The following is a 16,653-nucleotide window of genomic DNA, read 5'->3' on the forward strand; positions in this document are numbered from 1 at the left end:
TTGGATATTGTTTGTTCTATGCATCCTATCGATTAAGTTTTTATATTATAAATAGTAGGAAATCTTTGTTTATGGAAAATGTAGAAGTTAAACAGGAAATTAAGAATTCTGATGATGGCAAGGGTATCTTAATTACTAATGATGCTATCGAGCAAATTTCAAATTTATTAAAGGGCCAAAGTGATCAAAAAGCACTCAGGGTAGGAGTAAGATCTGGTGGTTGTAGTGGGATGAGTTATACGATGGATTTTATAGGCAGTAATGAAATAAATCCCGATGATAAAGTTTATGATTATTCATTAAAAGCTGATCAAAGTTTTCAAGTTGTTTGTGATCCTAAAAGTCTCTTATATATTTATGGAATGCAGTTAGATTTTAGTAAGGAATTAATTGGCGGTGGTTTTAATTTTGTAAATCCTAATGCTTCTCAAACTTGCGGTTGTGGAAGCTCCTTTGCAGTTTAATTAATAATGAATAACGAAATTAATCCCATCGAAGAGGATTTTAATGCAGCTCTATCAAGATATAAAGCTGGCCAAGATTTAATTCCAATCGTTCAAGATTTCCAGAAAATTATACAGCAAATACCAAATCATTTTGCTGCCTGGACTTGTCTATCATGGCTTCAATTACTTTTGAAAAATAATGAAGAAGCTTTGGCAGCTGCCAGACAAGCTGTTCGATTAAATCAGCAAGATCCACAAGCAAGAATGAATTTGTCTTTAGCTCTTTTGGCTACTAATAATAAAGGTGTGAGGGATCATATTGAGTTAATTAAAAAAATGTCTATGATGATGCCGGATGTGAAAAGTGAGTTGAAAGAATCTATTGAAGATGGATTAAGTAGATATCCAGATTGGCCTGAGTTAACCAAAGTTAAAAAATGGTTGGAATTTTAAATTGTCTAGAATTTTATTTTTGAGTAATGGGCATGGAGAAGATCTATCTGGGAGTTTAATAGCTAAGCAATTTGTAAAAAGTGGTTATTCTGTTGATGCTTTGCCAATTGTTGGTAAAGGAAACCATTACGAAAAAGAAAAAATTAATATTATTGGAAAAACTAAAGAATTTAGGACTGGGGGAATTGGCTATAATACTTTGAAGGGAAGACTAAATGAGATATTTGGAGGAGAAATATTTTATGTTTTAAAAAGATTATATTTAACTTACAAAATAAGAAAAAAATATGATTATTTTTTTGTAGTTGGAGATATTGTGCCAGTTTTTTTTACATGGGTTTGTAAGAAAAATTTTTTTACATATCTAGTTGCTTATTCCAGTCATTATGAAGGCAAGTTAAAATTACCATGGCCTTCTAAATTTTTCTTGCTCTCAGAAAAGGCAAAAAAAATATATACGAGAGATGCGCTTACGGCTGATGATTTAACTTTGCAATTAAAAAAGAAAGTTTCTTTTTTAGGGAATCCATTTATGGATAAGTTTTTTTCTAGAAACAAAGAATTCAATGAATCTGACTTTAGTATTGGATTATTTCCAGGAAGTAGATTCCCCGAGATTTTAGATAATTTTGTTTTGATTTTAGAGGTATTAGAGAAACTCTCAGATTTAAGATATTTTCAAAAAATTGAGTTTAATTTTGCAATAGTTAATGCTTTATCTTCATCAAAAATAAAGGAGATATTTCAAAATAGAAGATGGTTAAACATAGAAAAAATAAAAGAGAAGTATCTCTTGAAATTCCAATATAAATCTTTAGAAGTGAATATATATTGGAATAATTTTGACAAAATATTATTTAAAAGTAGATGCTGTATCAGCATGGCAGGAACGGCAGCAGAGCAAGCGATTGGATTAGGAAAACCGGTTATTCAGCTTGAAGGTAAAGGTCCGCAATTTACAAAATCTTTTGCAGAAGCGCAAAGACGTTTGCTTGGAAAATATGTTTTTTGTGCCAGTAATTATAAAGATAAGAATGATCAAATAAATCAGACAATAAATTTGATCATAAAAGTAATATATCTAATAAAGCTAAATAAGAAGTTTATGATCTCATGTAATGAAAATGCCAAAAAAAGACTGGGTGAAAACAAAGCTTGTCTTAAGATGGTTGATGATATGAATATTTTTATAAAAAATGACTAAGGATAATAATCAAAATAAGTTAAAACACATAATCGATAATTTCTTATTAATAAATTTATTTACAGTAATTTTTTTTGCAATATTTTTTATTTTTGCAATCATCATGCAATTAAATGGGATATTTATTTTTATTAATTTTATTCAGATAGTTTGGAATCCTCTTATAGTCCCATTAATAACAATTCTTATTATTGGTGCTTTAGTAAACGGTATTAATTCTTGGTGGAGACGTAAATTGCTTTCTCAAGAAGAGGATATTTAAAATCATAATTTTTAAGTTTACTGCTTATTACTTTTTGTCCTTCTAATACAACTTTTGCTCCATCGCCTAACAATATTTTTAAAACCGCTCCAGGCACTGGAAGTAAATTAGGTCTATTCAGACATTTGCCTAAAGTCTGTGAAAAGTCTCTCATTAATACTGGATTTGGTGCAACAGCATTAAATACTCCTGAATACTTTTTATCAACTAATGCTTGAGTAATTAATCCACATAAATCACTTCTATGAATCCAACTCATCCATTGCTTACCATCTCCAATTGGTCCACCTAATCCAACTTTAAATATAGGGAGCATTTTTCCTAATGCTCCTCCATCTGCCTCGAGAACAATTCCAATTCTAAAAATAACTAACCTTGAGAAAAATGGTTTTTCAGCAGCAACTGCTTCCCATTGTTTGCAAAGATTAGCTAAAAAGTCTTCTCCTTCAATGCTATTTTCAGTGAATTCATCCGACAGACTTGTCCCGTAATAACCTATTGCCGATCCATTTATAATTACTTTGGGGTTGATTTTAAAAATTTTAAGAGTTTTCATCAAAAATTTCGTTGTTTTAATGCGACTATTTTCAATCTTCTGTTTTTGTGAATATGTCCATTTTTTTTCTGCTATTGGTTCTCCTATTAAATTAATAATTCCATCTACCTCTTTTAAAATATTTATAAGATTTTCGTTATTCCAGTTTTGTTCTTTTGATAAATTTATTTGAATAAATTTAAATTTATTCAAATCTAAATCAATTTTTAATTTACTAATAGGTTTTCTACTTACAATATATATCTCGTGATTTTCATTCAATAGTGTTGGCACTAATTCTTTCCCAACAAATCCAGTACAGCCAAGTAGTAGAATACGCATATTTTTTAGATGTTCATCAATTAAGGCTATTAAATTTTTTTGAAGTTTGTAATTATTATTCTGTAATCAATTTTTTTTTATATTTATCAAACAAGATTTTGTATAATAGATTTCTAAGAAATCCGTGGACTTTATTATGACAGATTCTATTGAAGAGAAACCTCTCAAGAAAGGAAGCTTAGTTTTTGTCGATAGAGCAAATTATATAAAAAGTATTGAGGCGCTTGCCAGTGATGAGGATTTACCTAATTATGTTTTTGAAGGTCCTGGAGAGATTCTTTCAGTCAAAGACGAATATGCTCAAGTTCGATGGCGCAGACCTGTTCCAGATGTTTGGTTGAAATTAGATCAACTTAAAGAATATATTCAATAGACATTTATATCTAAAAATTTTTATTTTTGTTCTCAATAGCCATCTTTGTTTGAATTCTTTTTGCTTCTTTAATCATTTCTTTACCGTCAAATAAGTAATCATCTACATATCCTTCCGTATATCTATCAAGCTCTGATAGTGCATCTTTGACTTGTGAAAAACAATGATACAGATCTAATCCTAAAGCTGAAATAGATTTTGGTACTAATTTCTTATTATAAATTTTATCGACTTTTTCAATTTTCTTTTTTGAAAAGCTTATGTAACTGCAAAAGCTTTCCATTAATTTGTCATCATAAGGATCAGCAGATAGTTCTTTTATTTCATTATTCAAAGGTTTAATTATTTGGCTAATTAATCTATTAATCGGAGTGTATATCTCTTTAATCCATGTTTCCACTTCTTTGTCTTTGAGCGATGAATTATATTTTTTTGAATTAAATTTATCTTCCCAATTTTCATGTAATGAATCAAATGAGGTACTGGAAGAGAAAATTTTTTTATCATATTTTTCCTTTTTTACAGGGTCATTTAGAGTCTCCCAGGCATTTTGTATTGCAAGAAATCTTTCTTTTTCTCCACCTGCATCAGGATGATGTTGCTTAACTAAAGAACGATATGAAGATTTAATTTCACTCTTGGTTGCATTTCTTTCGAGGCCTAATTCTTCATAAAAATTTTTTTCCATTTTTTAAATGATGCATTAAAGATAACCATCTTTTCTGGCTTGAATCGAAGTATTCGATTCAAACATTGCTGTTGATAAATATCTTTCACCAAAACTTGGAAGAATTACTATTAATCTTTTATTCATTAATTCTTTCCTTTCACCGATTTTTATAGTTGCTGCTAAAGCTGCACCGCTGCTGATCCCAGATAAAAGACCTTCTAATCGAGCTAATAAACGTCCATAATAAAACGCTTCATCATCATCTATTTGAATAATTTCATCTATTAATTTAGTATTAAGAACTTTCGGTACGAAACCTGCTCCTATTCCTTGAATTGAATGAGATCCTGCTATCTCTCCTGAAATGACAGCACTTTTTTTGGGTTCTACCGCATAAATTTTGCAGCTTGGATTAACTTTTTTCAAAAAACGTGCGCAACCAGTAATGGTTCCTCCTGTGCCTACTCCTGTCACTAGTCCATCTAAATTGTTATTAGATTGGGCCCATATTTCTTGCGCCGTTGTTCTTTCATGAATATCGGGATTAGCAAAGTTTTCAAATTGATTAAATTGATAGCTATTGGCAATGCTTGAAGACAACTCATTTGCTAAATCTAAAGCTCCTTTCATCCCGTCTTTACCTGGTGTTAGCTGTAATTCAGCTCCATATGCTCTCAACATTGCCCTTCTTTCAATACTCATCGTATCCGGCATAGTTAATATCAATTTATAGCCTTTCGCTGCAGCAACCATTGCTAATGCGATGCCAGTATTCCCACTTGTTGCTTCAATTAATGTTGTTTTATCCGGTGTTATTAATCCTTCTTCTTCAGCTTTACATAACATTGAATAAGCAATTCGATCTTTAACAGAAGCTGAGGGATTGAAACTTTCAAGCTTGGCTATTATTTCTGGATAACAATTAAAGTACTTTCTGATTCGATTTAATTTAACTAATGGGGTATTACCAACCAGAGAAGTTATATCATTTGCTATTTCCATGAAATGATTATTTAAATTTCAGAATTAAATCTCCTATTTATATCTTAATTGTATTTAAAGATCTTTTATATAATTTTCTCAAAAGAATTTAATTTAAAATAACTTTCAGCGGAAGAATATTTATTATTATAAAGGAAGGTTTTGATCATTATTATGTATTCGCTGGAACTAAGTCTCAGATATTCACCTTTTCCTCTTTCAATTCAAAAGAAAGAATTCGAGGATGTTAAAAGAATTTATGATGAAATAAAAAGTTCTATGAATGAAGCTGGAGAAACTTCAAAATTGATTGAATTAAGGTGTGACAAAGTACAAGATAAATTAATTGCTGTTAGAGCTCAAGAAATTATTTCTGTGCAGATATATGAAAAATCATCAGTAGCAGGAGGAGCTAAAAGACCAGGATTTTCTCTCAACATAGACTAATACAATTAATGAGAGATTCTTTTCAACAAGAAATTCCTTATATACATTTCAAAGATGTCTCTTTTTCATATCCTGAAAAAAAGGAAAATTTAATTTGTAAATGTAATTTCTCAATAAAAAAAACTGGATTTTGGATGGTCGTCGGTAAAAATGGAAGTGGAAAAAGTACTCTTTTAAAATTAATAAGTGGAATAATTAAACCCAACAATGGAATCGTTAATTGTCAAGCAAATATTGGGATGGTATTTCAAAACCCTGATCATCAAATATTGATGCCAAATTGCAGGAGCGAACTTCTGCTTAATGTTAATGAAAATATCAGTGACTATGAAATTACAAAAAAAATTGATTATGTGCTTGATCAGGTGGGATTGAATGGTTTTGAAAAAAGGCCAGTTCATACTTTAAGCGGTGGGCAAAAACAACGCTTAACTATTGCATGCGCTCTTATTAGTAATAAAAACTTTATTCTTTTAGATGAGCCGACAGCTTTACTTGATCAAACTAGCCAATTAAAAGTTTTAAAAACTATTAAAAATCTTACAAGTGACCATGAAAAACCTTTAACAGCTTTATGGATTACTCACCGTTATGAAGAATTAACTTATGCTGATGAAGTAGCTGAGTTGAAAAATGGTTTTTTATCTGGCTGGCAAGAACCATCAAAATTTAAATATAATTAATCTTTTTACTTGTCATAAGGCACTTTAAAGAGCTAAATTCATCTTATATTCCTCGGTAGCTCAGCGGTAGAGCGATCGACTGTTAATCGATTGGTCGCAGGTTCGAATCCCGCCCGGGGAGTTTCTTTCGGTTGATTCTCATCTATGATAGACATTATGTGACTTCACATGATGTCTTTTTTAGTACTGACCTTACTTTTGCAGATAAAGGGTAAAACATACGTTTTCAGGTTACATCATATTCTTCTTATTTTTGTTTATGGTCGGTAAATGACTTTCTTATGGTAGGCAGATCCAAACCTCTAATTTGCTTCCATATGGCGTATATATATCCCATATAGATTTCTTGCATATAATTCTTTGCACTATTTTCTAATATATTCTTTGAAAATTTATTATTGAACTTACCACTTTCTAGTAATTCTTTTTTCCAATCTATTTCTTCTTTCATTGCGGTTGCTCCTCCTGTATTTTTTTTCAACGTGCAGAAGACCTAAACGCCAATTTTGCGAACCGATATTGAAAAACACAAAGACCGCACTAAACCAGTTTCGGCAACACTTGAACCATTCTTTAAGGAGGAACTCTAATTACTTTCCTATTTGAGAACCCACACCTTTGTTATTGAGTTCCTTTTGATATGCCTCTTTGCTTGAGAGTAAGATCTCGTTAATCGAGAATTTATTAAATAATGACTTTCCTATTTGAGAACCCACACCTTTGTTATTGAGTTCCTTTTGATATGCCTCTTTGCTTGAGAGTAAGATCTCGTTAATCGAGAATTTATTAAATAATGACTTTCCTATTTGAGAACCCACACCTTTGTTATTGAGTTCCTTTTGATATGCCTCTTTGCTTGAGAGTAAGATCTCGTTAATCGAGAATTTATTTAACAATGACATTCTTATTTGTGAAAATTGCTTTGTAGATGATCACTTAAGTTCTCAATTCTTTTATAACGCATAGCAATTTGCACTTCAACTGTGTGAGATCTTTTTTGAAACACTACATATCGAACTTTTGCAATTATCTTCATTTAGTTCTCTTCCAAAACTCTTTTAATGATGATTGCATTTGTCATGTATTTTCTTTTGGATCAAACTTTTCATATCCTTTAATCTGGGTCTTTCATATTCAATTTTCATGGTCGGTATTATGGTCGGGAAATATGTCTTTTTTCGGTTTTTCTTATATCGGGTTCAGTCAGACACTATCAGGAAGTATCAACCCCGATTCCGCCCGAGGAGTTCATTTTAAGGTTCATACCAACTAACTAGATCCCACAAGGGGTCTTTTTTTTATGAAACAAGTGTGAAATATAAATTTTGCAAAAATCCCTGTCTTTTCTTCATCTGAAATATCTTTTTTACTGGAAGTTCTAGTTCAAAAAAAAATCCTAACTGGTATCTAAGAATCAACCTTATTCTCTCCCGGGGAATTTTAAAGTCTCGAAAAGTCATGCAAAGTCTCCTTCTGAGTGACTTTTTTCCCCTATGACTACCTTCTTAATGAAAAATGTCTAGACGAATTTAGACACTTTAGTGCAATTCTATTTGTCCAGTATTCGTCTTTTGGTAGTAATATTCGTCCATATTTTTATCTCTTATACATAAAAAAAAGACCCCTATTTTTGAGGTCTTTTTCTGGGATTACCAAATTCAGTGTTTCCTTGTTTCCACTGTTTCAGTAAAACCACTCCTTCACACATAAATAAATTATTCCATAAATTTCTTTTTCGTGGAAGGGACAAAGGGAATGTTACTAAACTGTCACATGTGCCAGTTTAGCTTTAAAGGATTTATGCCAATAAAAAAACACCCTAATTTAGAGAGAAGAGTGTTTACTTATCAGAAATTATTGTGTGAGGAGTTTTCTGATGTATATAACTTACTTGACAAAGGGATCCAATATCTACAGTATTAATTACTATTTCTTCTCCCAAAAAAGATAAAGATTTTAAAAGTGGTTTTTTAGTCACAATAAATTAAACAATTCTGATTAGTAGGATTCGTTCTACATTGCTTCTCCCAAAAATTTTGGAATTCCTTAGGAAATTGCTCTAATTCTTGTGGAGTCTCATTCAAGTTTAAACCTGCATAATTAAATGCAGTTAGGTATAGTGGAAGGAAATTGAATTGATTGAATAGTTTTATAAGATCTCCTAGATATAGCCATATATTGTCCTGTTTTATACTTGAAATTCATAGGGTATTAATACTCGAGTATAGTTGCTTTGTATTTTTTCAAGACTATATGTTCTCATTTGACTGGAGTAGCAATAATTAAGAAGTTTAAGTTACTTCTTTAGTTTTGTTGCCATTCAGACTTATAAGTCTTGTAGTGGGTAAACAAATGCCCTTTTTTTTTGATAGGTAACTCCAAGTATTTAAAATTATCAAATTTGATGAAAATTTGAATTAAAATAAATTTCAAATAAATTTTAAGTATATTATCAGGAAATCTTCAAGAAAGCTAATTTATTATATTATTTAGAACAGTACTTAGGACATTATAATTATTCCTTATAAAGCTATATATAGATAAATATTATAAACTATAAATTATATGTTTTAAGAACAGTATTTAGAACAATAATTATCAAATTCTCTATACAACTAAAGCAATAAGTGATTTAGTTGGTTTTATGTTCATATAGTCAAACTATATTTTCTTTTTGTGTGATCTAAATTATTCCTTTAAGTAACTTCTAGTCATCCCACATATCCTTTTTCTCTTGATCTAAATTATTCCTTTCCAGTAATTCCAATCTTTGTTTCTGAGGATCTATTTCTGCCTCAAGAACATTTTTATCGTCATTATATTTTGTTCGCATTTCTAAGATAATTATTTCAAATTGCTCGCCAAAGAAATTTGACATTTCTCTCCATGCTTCCATTTCTTCTTCTTTGTCAATAGTGTCATTTATCTGATGAGAAATAATTTCTCGTACATATTGTTTTAGTTCTAGATCACTCATCGATTCAACTTTTTTTTGAACATAAAATTCTTTAAGATTTTCTAGTTGTTTTTTTGATAAATCAGAATAGATCAATGAATTCTTTTTCATAAATTAATTAGATTTTTTTTAATATAGACAAAATTCTTAGCTTAATCACTGAGAAAAAATCCAAAGCTAAAAAATCAGTTTAAGTTTCCTTAGAAATTGAGAATCACCATTGTATTCCATTGTTAAAAACCTTACTATGACACTTTAGAATTGGCTATTCTTTTAAATTCAATCACTATTTATTGCAAATATTCCGCTGATTATTAAGGAATAGTTAATTAAATCGAAAGAAATTGTAAAGTTTAAAATTTTTTAAATTTAGTAATTTCTCTCTAATGCACTGATATTATTGAATTAATTGATAAACCTAATTGATAAAATTGTTTACATTAATTCAGCAATCTTTCTAAATTCTTGAGAGAATCGTACTACAAAATTTAATTTTAATTTAATAGTATATAAAAATATGAAAATTTCAATCCTTTTAATTGAAGATGATCGTGATATGCGTGATTTGGTATCTAGGCATTTAGAACATTCTGGTTTCGATGTACAAAAAGCTGAAGATGGCATTAAAGGGCAAGCATTAGCTCTCCAATACTCACCAGATTTAATACTCTTAGATTTAATGTTGCCAAATGTTGATGGATTAACTTTATGCCAACGACTTAGAAGAGACGAAAGAACATCAAATATTCCAATTTTGATGATAACAGCATTGGGTGGCCTTAAAGATAAAGTTACTGGTTTTAATGCTGGAGCAGATGACTACATTACTAAACCATTTGATTTAGAGGAATTACATGTACGCATAAAAGCATTATTAAGGAGAACCAACAGAGCACAGTTAAATTCTAGTAACCAGCAAGAAATTTTAAATTATGGCCCTCTCACTCTTGTTCCGGAAAGATTTGAAGCCATCTGGTTTGGATCTCCTGTTAGATTAACGCATCTTGAATTTGAATTAATCCATTGTCTTTTACAGAGGCATGGCCAAACTGTATCACCAGCATTGATTCTTAAAGAAGTATGGGGATATGAACCTGACGATGATATTGAGACAATAAGAGTTCATATTAGACACTTACGTACTAAGCTAGAACCAGATCCACGTAAGCCTACATATATAAAAACTGTATATGGAGCTGGATATTGTCTTGAGTTACCTATTGGTGCTCAAATTGAAACTGCCAAGCAAGATTTTTTTCAAGCAAGAAATCCTGATTTAATTAATTATGCAATAGATTAAATTTTATATATCTTCCATTGCAATTTTGAGAAAAGTAATTTCCCATGCCAACCTTGGTTGAATATTTTTTCTTAAGAGAAATTTTAAATTTTCAAGTTTTTTTACCAGATCAATATTTTTTGTTTTTCTCCACCAAATAATTTCAATGAAATTAACCAAACAAATCTGTTGATAAATCTCTAATTGTTCAGATATTGATTGAGATACTTCTAAAATTTCTAGACTATCTTTTATAGGAGAATCTAATTTACTTGTAATTTCATCTGATAATTCATTCCAAATTTCAATATTCTCAAATAATTGACCTGGCGATCCATTTGCAAAGTTTATTAAGTCTTGAATTTTTAATGTACTATTAATATTAAATTTGGAAGGATTTAAATAATCTTTTAAAATAGAATTTATTTCTTTACCAGAAAAAGATCGAAATCTGACTATTTGACATCTTGAAATTATTGTATCTAAAAGAAGATTTAATTTTGATGTTAATAAAATAAAAATACCATTATTCGGTTCTTCTAGGGTTTTTAATAGACAATTTGAGGCTGCTTCGTTTAAAAGGTGTGCATCAATAATTAAAACAATTTTTTTGTCCGAGTTTATTGATTTTTGACCTAGAAAAGTTTTGATATTACGTATTTGAGCAATCTTAATAATCTCAGATCCACTTTTGGTTGTTTTTTTAAGATCAGAATTTTTTGATCTTTTATTCTCCAAAAGAGAATTAGGTTCGATAATTAGGAAATCAGGATGATTATTATTCATAATTTTATCTTCAATATTTTCGCTCGGGGAAGATTGTTTGAAAATCTCTTTTATAAATTGAAAAGCCGTTCGTTTTTTTCCTACTCCTTCTGAACCATAAAATATATAACCGTTAACAAATAATTTGTTTTTAATTATGTTTTTAAGATAAGTATTGACTTTGTCATCAAATAAAAAATTACTTTTTTTAACCTCAATCATTTTTTACTAGAAAAATTTTTTAATAACGTATCTTTAATTTGATTAGAAATAGTTTTAATATTTTGTGAGGCAGATATTACTTTCCAGTTTTTTTCTTTGGCAATTAGTTTGAAGCCTTCATTTACTTTTTCTAAAAATTTAATACCTTCTGATTCTATTCTATCTGGAATGTCATTCTTTCTTCGCAAGATACTTTCTTCTGGAGAAATTTCTAAGAAGAAGGTTAGGTCAGGATATTCTCCTTGACAAACAATAGATTCAATATTTTTAATTATTTCTAAATTTATGTTTCTTCCATAACCTTGATAAGCCAAGGTGGAATCGGAAAATCTATCACTAATTACCCAATCATTGTTTTTTAAAGCAGGTGAAATAATTTTTGAGACGTGCTCAGCTCTATCAGCTGAATAAAGCAATAATTCCGCAAGAGATGTAGGCTTGTTATTTTTATGATTATCAAGAATCATTTCTCTTAGCTTTTTTCCTAAAAGACTGCCTCCAGGCTCTCTTGTTGTGATTAATTTAGAATCTGTCTTTAATAGACCACTATTTGGAAGCCACTTAGATAGTTCTTCTATTTGAGTCGTCTTGCCACATCCATCAATGCCTTCAAAAACAATAAATTTTCCTTTCATTTAATCCAAAGATAAAGCATTAACAACAACTGTAATAGAGCTAGTAGCCATTAATAATGCTGCTATTGAGGGAGTAAGAAGAATACCGTATTTGGGGAATAAAATACCGGCGGCTATAGGTATAGCTAGTAGGTTGTAACCAAAAGCCCATATTAAATTCTGCTTTATTTTGCTTATGGTTTTTTTTGCAAGATTTAAGGCGTAGGGTAATCCAAGTAGTTGATCTCCCATCAATACTACATCTGCATTTGCTTTCGCTATTTGAGTCCCTGACCCCACTGCAATTCCTAAGTCTGAGGATGCTAAGGCTGGGACATCATTAATTCCATCACCTATCATCGCTACCTTATTATTGATTTTTAAATTTTCTATAATATTAAGTTTCATTTGAGGAAGAAGATCCCATTTTACTTCCGTTTCGCTACAACCAATTTTTTTTGCTAAAGCTAAAACTGTTTGTTTTCTATCTCCACTTAAAATATTAATTTTAAATTTGTTTTCTCTTAAATTTTGAACTGTTTTAATTGAATCATCCCTGAGTAAATCTCCTAACAAAATAAAGCCAAATAACTTATCTTTTATACTCACTCCAATAATTGTATTAGTTTGTTTCTCTTGATTTTCAATTACTTTTTTTGCATTACTATCAATAATTATTCCTTTGCTTAGTAGCCATTCAATATTTCCAATGTTGATAACTCCATCAATTGAATCAAGTTCTCCAGAAATACCTCTACCTGATTCGGTGAAAATTTTTTTTATTGGAAATAAACTTAAATTTTGTTTTTGGGCCTCTTGAATTAAGGCATTTGCAATTGGATGTCTGCTTTCCTTTTCTAAACTGGCAGCTATTCTTAATAAAAATGAATGATCATTATTATTTTTATAATCAACAATGAAAGGCTTCCCTTTTGTTAAGGTACCTGTCTTATCAAAAATAATATGATTAATTTTTGCAGCCATCTCTATTTTATCGCCTCCTTTAAATAAAACACCCTTTTTTGCAGCTTTACCTGATGCGACGGTTATTACTGTTGGTGTAGCTAAACCTAGTGCACAAGGACAAGCTATTACTAAAACAGCAATTGACAATTGAATTGCTAAATTTAGGAAATTGTCAGCATTACTACCAAGCGAACTATGCAGTGTATGGCTGGAGTTTGTTATGAATTGATGATGATTATGACTTAATAAATCAGGCCAAATTTGCTTTGCTCCCTTCCACCAAAAAAAGAAACTCAAAGTTGCAAATAAGAGGACAAAGTAAGTAAATTTGCCTGCAACTTTATCAGCAATTCTTTGCATTGAGGGTTTATTAGCGTTTACAGACTCAATAAGACTGACTAGTTTTGCAAGAGAAGAATCTCCGCCGACTTTTTTTACTTTAAGTCTAAGAGTTGAATTTAGATTTAGAGATCCACAGGATAAATTTTCCCCTACCTTGACTTCTATAGGTTTGGATTCTCCAGTAATATGTGAGACATCAATATATGAATGACCTTGAGTAACAATGCAGTCAGCTGGTACTCTGTCACCTGCTAAAACTTGAATTTCTTGATCAGGTTTTAAAGCGTTTACTCTTATTGATTTTATTTTATTATTTTCTGTGTAGATATTTGCCATTTCAGGTTGAAGATCTAATAATTCTCCAATGGATGAACTAGTTTGATATCTAGCTCTTTCTTCCAAGAAACGCCCTATAAGAATAAATCCTAGTAGCATAACTGGCTCATTAAAAAAACAAGGGAAACCAGTAGCTGGGAATATCAACGATAGAAGACTTGTTACATATGCACTAGTTACTCCTAGAGCTACTAAAGAATCCATATCTGGACGGTTCTTTATAAATGCTTTAAATCCATTAATAATTATTACTCTTCCAGGAAATAGTAAAGCTAATGTTGCTAAGGAGGCGTGAAAAAAAATATTCCCTAATATTGGCAAATTTATATATCTCCCTTCCGCAAGATGTCCTAAACCTGAAAATATTAATAGTAATAGTGCAAAAGTTAATTTCTGCCATTGATTATTCCATTTCTTTTTTTTTTCTAATTCTGCTTTATTTATTTTTTTTGAGAAATCATTTATATAAATCTTTGATGGAAAACCATTTTCTTTTAGGTTTTCAAGAACTGTTTCTATTTCTATATGTTTCTGGCTAATTTCAAAATATGCACTTTCAGTGAGTAAGTTAACAGAAACATTTTCAATGCCATCAGAATTATTCAATATTTTTTCAACAGTACTTACACAACCTCCACATTTCATTCCTGTAATGCTTAATTGAATGCTATCCATATTTTTACAATAGAAGCAAATTAATGCTTGTCTTAATTTTTAACTATAATAATAAATGTTATAGACTTTTTAAATAGTTATTTTTTAAATTACTATATTAATTTTATTAGATCTAAGAAGTGCCTAGTAATCAAAACAGAGACAACTTTATTGATAAAGCTTTTACTGTAATTGCTGAATCTATAGTTAAAATTATGCCGATTGCAGAGAAGGAAAAAAAAGCTTACATTTATTATAGAGATGGTCTAGCTGCTCAAAATAATGGGGATTATTCGGAAGCATTAGAGTATTATAAAGAGAGTTTATTGCTTGAAGAAAATAAAATAGATAGAGGTGAAACTCTAAAAAATATGGCAATAATATATATGAGTAACGGTGAAGAGGATTTGTCTATTGAAACGTATCAAAAAGCATTAGTTGAAAATCCTAAACAACCATCATGTCTTAAGAATATAGGTTTAATTTATGAGAAAAGGGGAAGGTATGCGGAACAAAATGGTGATTTAGACCAGAGAGATATTTGGTTTGATAAAGCTGCTGAAGTATGGTCTAAAGCAGTAAGATTATATCCTGGTGGCTATCTTGATATTGAGAATTGGCTGAAAAACTCAGGAAGAAGTTCTATTGATACCTATCTCTAATAAATATTTACTTTAATAAGGCATACTCAACTGCTTCTTTAATATTAGAAATTTCTTTGATATTGATTAAATTTTTAAAATTATTTCGATCCTCCTCTAATATTGGTACCACGATATTTTTGATCCCTAGTCTTGCAGCCTCTTCTATCTTTGTTCGAAGGTTATTCGATTTTCTCACTTGACCGCTCAAACCCAATTCTCCAATAAATGAGCTACTCGCTAAAGGAGGGATATTTTTTAAACTTGATATAATTGATATTGCTACACCTAAGTCAGATGAAGGATCATTTATCTCAAAACCACCTCCAGTAGCTACATAACAATCAAATTCAGATAATTTAATACCCACGTGTTTTTCAATAACAGCTAGAATTTGATGTAATCTGTTGATGCTAATTCCAGTTGTGGTTCGTCTTGGGTTACTATAAAAAGTTTTATTTACCAGAGCTTGAATATCTACTGCGAATGGCCTAGTACCTTCATTAGTAATCGTAGTTGTTACTCCTGAAATATTTTCTTTATTTGTAAAGATTGAACTTGGATTGTTTATCTCTCTTAGTCCTTCTTCAAGCATTTCAAAAATTCCGATTTCAAAGGTCGATCCAAATCGATTTTTTATACCTCTTAGTAATCTATGTGAGGAAATATTATCTCCTTCAAAGTTTATTACTACATCAACTAAATGCTCTAGAGTTTTTGGACCAGCTAAAGCCCCATCTTTAGTAACATGACCAATTACTAGAAGTGCAATATTATTGTTTTTAGCCAGATTTTGTAATTCAGATGAACAAGCTCTAACTTGAGAAACTGATCCTGGCGAACTTTCCATCTCATGATTATGGATAGCTTGGATACTATCAATAATTGCAAAACTTGGATTTACACTTTTGATCTCTTCAATAATTAGGGATAAATTAGTTTCTGCAAAAATTTTCAAATCAATACTATTTTGATTTAATCTTTCCCATCTGATTTTTACTTGTTCTAAAGATTCTTCTGCAGTAACGTATAAAACTTTCTTATTGAGAGATATTTGTCCTGCTGATTGAAGAACGATTGTGCTTTTACCTATACCTGGCTCTCCTCCTAGTAGAACAACAGATCCAGGGACTATCCCACCTCCAAGAACTCTATCAAATTCCTTGAATCCAGTGGTAAATCTTGAAATTTTTTGAGATGAAATTTCATTAAATGGTATAGCTTTCTTACTATTTTTTATTGTTTTATATGTAGAACTCTTGCTTTTAATTTCTTCAACAATGGAATTCCATGAGTTGCAATTAAGGCATTTCCCAAAGTATTGAGAAGTTTCAGTTCCACAATTTTGACAAATAAAAGTTGACAATTTGCTAGACATTTAGTTTCTGAATAAATTAATGGAACTAGAATGTTTGGGATATTGCCCCTCTACAAGTTAGATTAGGTTAATAATAAATTCTCTTACTGATTAGCTAATAGAAA

Annotated in this window: 20 protein-coding genes and 1 tRNA gene; 10 read left to right on the forward strand and 11 right to left on the reverse strand. The window is 30.3% G+C overall.

The window, feature by feature from the left end:
• Nucleotides 1-71 precede the first annotated feature (71 nt).
• The 4 genes from HA143_RS00675 to HA143_RS09700 are packed head-to-tail and all read left to right on the forward strand — an operon-like array spanning nt 72 to nt 2,365.
• Nucleotides 72-464 carry a HesB/IscA family protein gene (locus HA143_RS00675; RefSeq protein WP_209082755.1) on the forward strand — a complete coding sequence of 131 codons (393 nt, stop codon included), beginning with the start codon at nt 72-74 and terminating at the stop codon, nt 462-464.
• A 6-nt stretch (nt 465-470) separates the two neighbouring features.
• Nucleotides 471-899, forward strand: a complete 429-nt coding sequence (locus HA143_RS00680) for a tetratricopeptide repeat protein (protein WP_209082756.1) — start codon at nt 471-473, stop codon at nt 897-899.
• 1 nt (nt 900) lies between these two features.
• The gene (locus HA143_RS00685) at nt 901-2,103 is read left to right on the forward strand and encodes a lipid-A-disaccharide synthase-related protein (RefSeq protein WP_209082757.1); all 1,203 of its coding nucleotides are present in this window, start codon (nt 901-903) and stop codon (nt 2,101-2,103) included.
• Nucleotides 2,096-2,365 carry a hypothetical protein gene (locus HA143_RS09700; RefSeq protein ID WP_245210824.1) on the forward strand — a complete coding sequence of 90 codons (270 nt, stop codon included), beginning with the start codon at nt 2,096-2,098 and terminating at the stop codon, nt 2,363-2,365. Before HA143_RS00685 ends, HA143_RS09700 begins: the two co-directional genes overlap by 8 nt.
• Here the strand turns inward: HA143_RS09700 and HA143_RS00690 are convergent.
• A complete protein-coding gene (locus HA143_RS00690; RefSeq protein ID WP_209082758.1) occupies nt 2,316-3,242 on the reverse strand; it encodes a TIGR01777 family oxidoreductase in 927 nt (308 codons plus the stop codon). The two genes, HA143_RS09700 and HA143_RS00690, sit on opposite strands and share 50 nt — an antisense overlap.
• 136 nt (nt 3,243-3,378) lie before the next feature.
• Here HA143_RS00690 and HA143_RS00695 point away from each other — a divergent pair, with 136 nt between their 5' ends.
• On the forward strand, nt 3,379-3,615 hold the full coding sequence (locus tag HA143_RS00695; RefSeq protein ID WP_209082759.1) for an NAD(P)H-quinone oxidoreductase subunit O: 237 nt from the start codon (nt 3,379-3,381) through the stop codon (nt 3,613-3,615).
• Between the two features lie 10 nt (nt 3,616-3,625).
• On the opposite strand, the gene HA143_RS00700 is transcribed toward HA143_RS00695, so the two are convergent.
• Nucleotides 3,626-4,303 (reverse strand): J domain-containing protein, encoded by a 678-nt coding sequence (locus tag HA143_RS00700; protein WP_209082760.1) that lies wholly within the window; start codon nt 4,301-4,303, stop codon nt 3,626-3,628.
• Nucleotides 4,304-4,318: 15 nt separating this feature from the next.
• Nucleotides 4,319-5,287: a cysteine synthase A gene (cysK, locus tag HA143_RS00705; RefSeq protein ID WP_209082761.1), complete on the reverse strand. Its 969-nt coding sequence runs from the start codon at nt 5,285-5,287 to the stop codon at nt 4,319-4,321.
• 153 nt (nt 5,288-5,440) lie between these two features.
• Between cysK and HA143_RS00710 the strand changes: the two genes are divergently transcribed.
• The 3 genes from HA143_RS00710 (at nt 5,441) to HA143_RS00720 (ending at nt 6,517) form a co-directional block, all read left to right on the forward strand.
• Nucleotides 5,441-5,713 (forward strand): hypothetical protein, encoded by a 273-nt coding sequence (locus HA143_RS00710; protein ID WP_209082762.1) that lies wholly within the window; start codon nt 5,441-5,443, stop codon nt 5,711-5,713.
• 8 nt (nt 5,714-5,721) lie between these two features.
• Nucleotides 5,722-6,396 (forward strand): ABC transporter ATP-binding protein, encoded by a 675-nt coding sequence (locus HA143_RS00715; protein ID WP_209082763.1) that lies wholly within the window; start codon nt 5,722-5,724, stop codon nt 6,394-6,396.
• A gap of 49 nt (nt 6,397-6,445) precedes the next feature.
• Nucleotides 6,446-6,517 (forward strand) — tRNA-Asn (locus HA143_RS00720).
• Between the two features lie 126 nt (nt 6,518-6,643).
• On the opposite strand, the gene HA143_RS00725 is transcribed toward HA143_RS00720, so the two are convergent.
• The 4 genes from HA143_RS00725 to HA143_RS00740 form a co-directional block, all read right to left on the reverse strand.
• The gene (locus HA143_RS00725) at nt 6,644-6,877 is read right to left on the reverse strand and encodes a hypothetical protein (protein WP_245210825.1); all 234 of its coding nucleotides are present in this window, start codon (nt 6,875-6,877) and stop codon (nt 6,644-6,646) included.
• A gap of 109 nt (nt 6,878-6,986) precedes the next feature.
• Nucleotides 6,987-7,298 (reverse strand): hypothetical protein, encoded by a 312-nt coding sequence (locus HA143_RS00730; RefSeq protein WP_209082764.1) that lies wholly within the window; start codon nt 7,296-7,298, stop codon nt 6,987-6,989.
• Nucleotides 7,299-8,236: 938 nt separating this feature from the next.
• Nucleotides 8,237-8,374, reverse strand: coding sequence for a hypothetical protein (locus HA143_RS00735; RefSeq protein ID WP_209082765.1), 138 nt, complete (start codon nt 8,372-8,374; stop codon nt 8,237-8,239).
• Between the two features lie 729 nt (nt 8,375-9,103).
• Nucleotides 9,104-9,463 carry a DUF7326 family protein gene (locus tag HA143_RS00740; RefSeq protein WP_209082766.1) on the reverse strand — a complete coding sequence of 120 codons (360 nt, stop codon included), beginning with the start codon at nt 9,461-9,463 and terminating at the stop codon, nt 9,104-9,106.
• A gap of 406 nt (nt 9,464-9,869) precedes the next feature.
• Here HA143_RS00740 and HA143_RS00745 point away from each other — a divergent pair, with 406 nt between their 5' ends.
• Nucleotides 9,870-10,652, forward strand: coding sequence for a response regulator transcription factor (locus HA143_RS00745; RefSeq protein ID WP_209082767.1), 783 nt, complete (start codon nt 9,870-9,872; stop codon nt 10,650-10,652).
• 3 nt (nt 10,653-10,655) lie between these two features.
• Here HA143_RS00745 and HA143_RS00750 read toward each other — a convergent pair whose 3' ends face one another.
• The 3 genes from HA143_RS00750 to HA143_RS00760 are packed head-to-tail and all read right to left on the reverse strand — an operon-like array spanning nt 10,656 to nt 14,551.
• Nucleotides 10,656-11,618: a DNA polymerase III subunit delta' gene (locus HA143_RS00750; protein WP_209082768.1), complete on the reverse strand. Its 963-nt coding sequence runs from the start codon at nt 11,616-11,618 to the stop codon at nt 10,656-10,658.
• The gene (tmk, locus tag HA143_RS00755; protein ID WP_209082769.1) at nt 11,615-12,253 is read right to left on the reverse strand and encodes a dTMP kinase; all 639 of its coding nucleotides are present in this window, start codon (nt 12,251-12,253) and stop codon (nt 11,615-11,617) included. Before tmk ends, HA143_RS00750 begins: the two co-directional genes overlap by 4 nt.
• Entirely contained in the window at nt 12,254-14,551 is a 2,298-nt protein-coding gene (locus tag HA143_RS00760; protein ID WP_209082770.1) for a heavy metal translocating P-type ATPase, read from the reverse strand.
• A 119-nt stretch (nt 14,552-14,670) separates the two neighbouring features.
• Between HA143_RS00760 and HA143_RS00765 the strand changes: the two genes are divergently transcribed.
• The gene (locus HA143_RS00765; RefSeq protein WP_209082771.1) at nt 14,671-15,192 is read left to right on the forward strand and encodes a photosystem I assembly protein Ycf3; all 522 of its coding nucleotides are present in this window, start codon (nt 14,671-14,673) and stop codon (nt 15,190-15,192) included.
• A 7-nt stretch (nt 15,193-15,199) separates the two neighbouring features.
• On the opposite strand, the gene radA is transcribed toward HA143_RS00765, so the two are convergent.
• Nucleotides 15,200-16,549 (reverse strand): DNA repair protein RadA, encoded by a 1,350-nt coding sequence (gene radA, locus HA143_RS00770; RefSeq protein ID WP_209082772.1) that lies wholly within the window; start codon nt 16,547-16,549, stop codon nt 15,200-15,202.
• Nucleotides 16,550-16,653: the final 104 nt, after the last annotated feature.

Source organism: Prochlorococcus marinus CUG1415 (genome assembly GCF_017696015.1).
GTDB classification, from domain to species: Bacteria; Cyanobacteriota; Cyanobacteriia; order PCC-6307; family Cyanobiaceae; genus Prochlorococcus_A; species Prochlorococcus_A marinus_AE.

Coding starts and splice junctions, on each gene's coding strand:
- HA143_RS00675 (WP_209082755.1), top strand. CDS start 72: ATGGAAAATGTAGAAGTTAAACAGGAAATTAAGAATTCTGATGATGGC.
- HA143_RS00680 (WP_209082756.1), top strand. CDS start 471: ATGAATAACGAAATTAATCCCATCGAAGAGGATTTTAATGCAGCTCTA.
- HA143_RS09700 (WP_245210824.1), top strand. CDS start 2,096: ATGACTAAGGATAATAATCAAAATAAGTTAAAACACATAATCGATAAT.
- HA143_RS00690 (WP_209082758.1), bottom strand. CDS start 3,242: ATGCGTATTCTACTACTTGGCTGTACTGGATTTGTTGGGAAAGAATTA.
- HA143_RS00695 (WP_209082759.1), top strand. CDS start 3,379: ATGACAGATTCTATTGAAGAGAAACCTCTCAAGAAAGGAAGCTTAGTT.
- HA143_RS00700 (WP_209082760.1), bottom strand. CDS start 4,303: ATGGAAAAAAATTTTTATGAAGAATTAGGCCTCGAAAGAAATGCAACC.
- cysK (WP_209082761.1), bottom strand. CDS start 5,287: ATGGAAATAGCAAATGATATAACTTCTCTGGTTGGTAATACCCCATTA.
- HA143_RS00710 (WP_209082762.1), top strand. CDS start 5,441: ATGTATTCGCTGGAACTAAGTCTCAGATATTCACCTTTTCCTCTTTCA.
- HA143_RS00715 (WP_209082763.1), top strand. CDS start 5,722: ATGAGAGATTCTTTTCAACAAGAAATTCCTTATATACATTTCAAAGAT.
- HA143_RS00730 (WP_209082764.1), bottom strand. CDS start 7,298: ATGTCATTGTTAAATAAATTCTCGATTAACGAGATCTTACTCTCAAGC.
- HA143_RS00740 (WP_209082766.1), bottom strand. CDS start 9,463: ATGAAAAAGAATTCATTGATCTATTCTGATTTATCAAAAAAACAACTA.
- HA143_RS00745 (WP_209082767.1), top strand. CDS start 9,870: ATGAAAATTTCAATCCTTTTAATTGAAGATGATCGTGATATGCGTGAT.
- HA143_RS00750 (WP_209082768.1), bottom strand. CDS start 11,618: ATGATTGAGGTTAAAAAAAGTAATTTTTTATTTGATGACAAAGTCAAT.
- tmk (WP_209082769.1), bottom strand. CDS start 12,253: ATGAAAGGAAAATTTATTGTTTTTGAAGGCATTGATGGATGTGGCAAG.
- HA143_RS00760 (WP_209082770.1), bottom strand. CDS start 14,551: ATGGATAGCATTCAATTAAGCATTACAGGAATGAAATGTGGAGGTTGT.
- radA (WP_209082772.1), bottom strand. CDS start 16,549: ATGTCTAGCAAATTGTCAACTTTTATTTGTCAAAATTGTGGAACTGAA.